The organism is Microcoleus sp. D3_18_C2 (assembly GCF_036702395.1).
Taxonomy (GTDB): domain Bacteria; phylum Cyanobacteriota; class Cyanobacteriia; order Cyanobacteriales; family Microcoleaceae; genus Microcoleus.
This window is the reverse complement of the sequence record NZ_JAUBTG010000121.1, coordinates 1-4,361: the sequence shown is the minus strand read 5'-3', so window position 1 is coordinate 4,361 and position 4,361 is coordinate 1. Positions and strand designations below refer to the sequence as shown.

Annotated in this window: 5 protein-coding genes and 2 pseudogenes; 4 read left to right on the top strand and 3 right to left on the bottom strand. The window is 42.3% G+C overall.

What is annotated here, in order from left to right:
* On the bottom strand, positions 1-205 hold a 205-nt coding region (locus QUA88_RS29255; protein ID WP_333240803.1), incomplete at its 3' end, for a transposase family protein.
* Positions 206-270: 65 nt separating this feature from the next.
* Positions 271-672 carry a hypothetical protein gene (locus QUA88_RS29250; RefSeq protein ID WP_333058670.1) on the bottom strand — a complete coding sequence of 134 codons (402 nt, stop codon included), beginning with the start codon at positions 670-672 and terminating at the stop codon, positions 271-273.
* 386 nt (positions 673-1,058) lie between these two features.
* On the opposite strand from QUA88_RS29250, the pseudogene QUA88_RS29245 reads away from it, so the two are divergent.
* From QUA88_RS29245 to QUA88_RS29230, 4 genes and pseudogenes are all read left to right on the top strand, one after another.
* Positions 1,059-1,658 (top strand): annotated as a pseudogene (locus QUA88_RS29245) (IS4 family transposase); the annotation flags it as partial.
* Between the two features lie 73 nt (positions 1,659-1,731).
* Positions 1,732-2,575 (top strand): annotated as a pseudogene (locus tag QUA88_RS29240) (IS630 family transposase).
* Positions 2,572-2,778, top strand: a complete 207-nt coding sequence (locus QUA88_RS29235) for a hypothetical protein (RefSeq protein ID WP_333058659.1) — start codon at positions 2,572-2,574, stop codon at positions 2,776-2,778. Before QUA88_RS29240 ends, QUA88_RS29235 begins: the two are co-directional and overlap by 4 nt.
* Positions 2,779-2,840: 62 nt before the next feature.
* The gene (locus QUA88_RS29230; protein ID WP_333058660.1) at positions 2,841-3,395 is read left to right on the top strand and encodes a transposase; all 555 of its coding nucleotides are present in this window, start codon (positions 2,841-2,843) and stop codon (positions 3,393-3,395) included.
* Here the strand turns inward: QUA88_RS29230 and QUA88_RS29225 are convergent.
* Complete coding sequence (locus QUA88_RS29225) at positions 3,354-3,959, bottom strand: hypothetical protein (protein ID WP_333058661.1); 606 nt, start codon at positions 3,957-3,959, stop codon at positions 3,354-3,356. The genes QUA88_RS29230 and QUA88_RS29225 overlap by 42 nt on opposite strands.
* Positions 3,960-4,361 lie beyond the last annotated feature (402 nt).

The window sequence follows — 4,361 nt, the reverse complement described above, 5'->3', positions numbered from 1 at the left end:
CTTCCCATCCATCTGCACCGCTGATGACAGCTAGAATCGCAATTGCTACAATATCTATTAATAAATGCTGCTTACTTCTTTCTATTCTTGGATCGGTCAAGGTTCCAAAATGGTTTAAAAAACAAGCGTTCAATAAGTGTGTCGGGTTCGATACACCTATTGTTTTTTGTTGGGCAGTTAAAGTCGAAGTAAACCCTTTCGCCATCGATCGCACCTAATTACGCACTTGATTTAGCCCAATACTTCATCTTATCATGTTTTAGGCTGAAATTAAGATGCGTTTACCCTGCCCTTAAATTCTGCATCGAATGGTAGTTCTGCTTCAGGATACTCCAGGATTTTTGATCGGTCAACTTTGACCAGAGCATTTTTACTACTTTTAATGTGCTTTTTGGGTGCTTTTCGCTCTTTTTCCGATGAGTAGTTCTCTTTTAACTTTTTCGCTCCATTAGCTTTGACCTCTGGTTTGCCTTGTTCTCCTTTCAGGCGATTGTTTTCGGATTTTAATCTTTGATTTTCTGCTCGTAATTCTCTGGTTTCTGCTTGTAATTGCTCTACAAGGTTCAGCAATATGGACACTGTACGACGTAATGATTCGTCAGCAATTGCAGATGGCTCAATGCTTTGCAGTAAGGTCTCTACTAATTGGTCAGCAGATGTTTTTTGCGTCATGCTTTATATTCTACCATGCTCTTCGTATTTGTGAACCTTCTTTTTTTCCTGTAGTTTAGACTAAAAAATGATTGCAGCCAAAAGTAGCTGCCTTTGAATATCCGGCAAGCTGTTACTCAAAAACTCAAGAGGAAGAAGATTAAATAACTAATCTTGAAGACTTTTTGCGTCGAGAAACCCGTTTTTTCACAGTGGGATAGGACGGTGCCTTGGTTCGTACCCTTCCTTTTTCCCAACCAGGGGATTTTCCCCTCTGTTTAGGCATTTTCGCGGGAGTACCAATGTCAACTAAAATCCAATGGCACTGAAAAAGTGAGCAAAAAAAAATCTGTAAGGCAAGCTCTGCATAGATAATTGCCTTACAAACCAAAATATCTCTCTCTAGTATGCCCAATCGTGCGTCTATTCTCAAGCAACAATTTTTACAGAGTGTTGCCTTACCCTGGAAAGAATTGCTACCAGACTCTACAGTCAAAGAGCTTCTGGCGAAGGAGAATCTCAGATACTACAACAGCGTCTATACGCCGATAGTTACCTTATGGGCGATGATATCTCAGGTACTAGATCCAGACAAAAGTTTGAGTCAAGCAGTAAAACGGATGAGTACCTGGCCCAGTGGTGCTGGAGTGGTGCCTCCTTCTTCAGACACTGGGGCATACAGTAAAGCTCGTCAACGACTACCTGAAAGACTTGTCCAACAGTTAGTACCTGTAGTGGCAGAGGCACTAGAAAAGCAAGTTCCTCGCCTACAGCAATGGTGTGGACGACAGGTGCGGGATCTCGCCGGCACAACCGTGTTGATGAGTGATACTGCTGCCAATCAAGCTGAGTATCCGCAACACAGCAATCAAAAAACTGGGTGTGGATTTCCCATCGCCAAAGTGGTAGTGCTCTTTTCATTGCTCACAGGTGCAGTCGTATCGGCTGGTATTGCTTCATTGACGATGAGTGAGATTGTAATGAGTCGCCTGTTATATGCGAATTTATAGTCATTTCAAATAAATGTGAGACAGAGGCAAGATCATGATAAAATCGATAAAAATAGTTAATTAGAAAAAAATGGCTTACAGTCTAGACCTCAGACAAAAAGTAGTCAATTATGTGGAAAATGGAGGGAGTATAACGAAAGCTGCCGCCATATTTAAGTTAGGAAGAGCAACAATTTATAGATCGCGCCGGTAGGGAAGACCTTCGACCAACTCAGGTCACTCACCGTCAACGAAAGCTAGATTGGGAAGCCCTCAAAAAAGATGTTGAAAAAAATCCGGAAGCAAGATTAGTAGAAAGAGCAAAAACTTTCTCCGTCAGACCGAGTGCCATCTGCTATGCCTTAAAAAAATTGAAAATTACAAAAAAAAAAGAACTTCGCTATAAAGAAAGAAATCGAGAAGAAAGAATGAAATATTAGAGAAATCTGAGACAATTAATTAAAATTTATGGCAGCAAAAGTCTTGTATTCATTGATGAGTCAGGATTTGAGGAATTTGAAGGTTCTGTCTAGGCCTGGGCAAAAAGAGGAAAGAAAGTCTATGGCGCTCATACCAGGAAAACGGGGAAAAGAGAAAATTTAGTAGCAGGAAGAAGAAAAGGAAAGAAGGACTTAATTGCACCAATGCTCTTTATGGGTAGTTTGAATGCAGAAGGATTTGAAGGATGGTTATCTTTATATCTGTTACCAGATTTAACCAGTCCATCTATATTGATTATGGATCATGCACCCATTCATCGTAAGACGGTCATTAGACTATTGGTTGAGGAGGCAGGTCATCAGATAATATTTTTACCAAAATACTCTCCTGACTTAAATGATATTGAGCATGATTTTAGTGCATTAAAGAGAGCTAAAATGTATGCGTCTCCTAACACATCTCTTGATGAAGTTATTCGTGCTTATTGTGCATGAAGAGTGTCTCATACTTATTTGAAATAACTATAGTTCCCGACGATGTGATATTAGCTGATCGAGCTTACGGCAATTATGTCGATTTAGTTTTGGTAAAACAGCAGGGAGCCGACGCTGTTTTTCGGAAAAATCATCTCCGTAAAACTGACTTAAGGGCGGGGCAAGAAGTTGGGAATTGGCGACCATCAAGTAGTCTGGAATAAGCCTCAACAGTGTCCCAAACACATGAGTAATGAGGAATTCGAGGAATTACCATCTAATTTCATTGTTCGGGAAGTCTGAAGAGCGAATTCAACACCGTGGCTTCCGAGACGAGCGTATTATTGTAGTCACAACGTTACTGGACGCCAAACGCTACACTGTTCACAAATTAACTCAGTTATACGGGCTGCGGTGGTCTGCTGCTGAAGTCAGTCTCCGTCATCTTAAAACAACTTTGAAAATGGAGATGTTAACAGCTAAAACTCCGGCAATGGTCAGAAAGGAAATCTGGATACACTTATTGGCTTACACTTTATTACGTACCATTATGTGGCAGTCAGTATCTTCATCAGAACATACAGCTTTTCAAATCTCCTTCCAATCAACAAGGCAGCAGTTTAATCAGTTATTGACGCTGTTGGCAACTACAGGAAAGCGCCAACAGCGACAATGGCATCAATTTCTGTTGTCGCAGGTGGCAACTAATTTACTCACGATACGACCTGAGCGTTCCGAACCTCGGGTGTTGAAACACAGGCCAAAGCCGTATCCTCGAATGCAGGAACCTCGCTCTATCTTAAAAGGTAAACAGGCCTTGCGATCGAGACTTTTTCAGTGACATTGAACTAAAATCTACAACATTGATTGGGCAACACGTCCAGGGGTTAAATTGGTTGTAGCAGATTGCCTGCAGTAATACATTCTCAACCACTAAATCCCTAGCTAGCCAGAGTTGCCAACTCCGGGGCGGCATTAAATCACTCCAACGCTCGGATTGTTCGGGAGTTCTTAGGTTAGGCAATGTCCAGTGTAATCGTTGCTTGACAAATCTATACCAATGATCCACTCCAAAGCGTCGTAAATACTTAAACCAGACTGTTTCTAAGGGTAGAGTTCGTTCTCCCACCCAGGCCAACCATAAGGGTGGAAACGGCTGACCGTTTGACATGGGCTTCATTCTTTCGACGAGGATTAAATTGACTCTGTGTTCAGCGGCACGATAAAAATGCAAGTCAAGCCATTGACTGACTCGGACTTGTCCCAACTGTGGATGTTCGTCAATTTCAATCACAGCATCCGCTTCGAGCCATGTGGTTGGGTCATTCAGCCTCATTTTTTGCCCGTGTTTTCGTGGTCTGCCGCGGCCACTATATGCTGGTGGTGCTGACCACTTTCCAGGCATTCTTTCGGAGTCTCATTAAGCAATCAGCTTGAATGTCTGCTTGCGCCAGTACCCAATTTGCATTGCCATATTCGGGCGTCTAAGACTGCTAAGACTGGATTAACGCTTTGTTCACAGACAAGTTTGAGTTGGGAAGCTGCTTGAAGTATGGGTGAAGATCCACTACTATAGCAATCCGATCTGAGTCTCACAACACAACGCCCTCTTGTCTGCCTAGACTTGTTGTATAGCAAGACTTTCAGATGTTACGGTTCTAGAAAATCACTTAGGATTGCTATAATTCGTTCATGAAGTAGGGGTAAGGCCCAACTTCAAGAGTGCTTCTGGTAGTTAGAGTCGATAGGGGCATTTCTACCCCTACCTCTCCTTCAGAACGGAACGTGAAACTTTCGCTTCATTCCG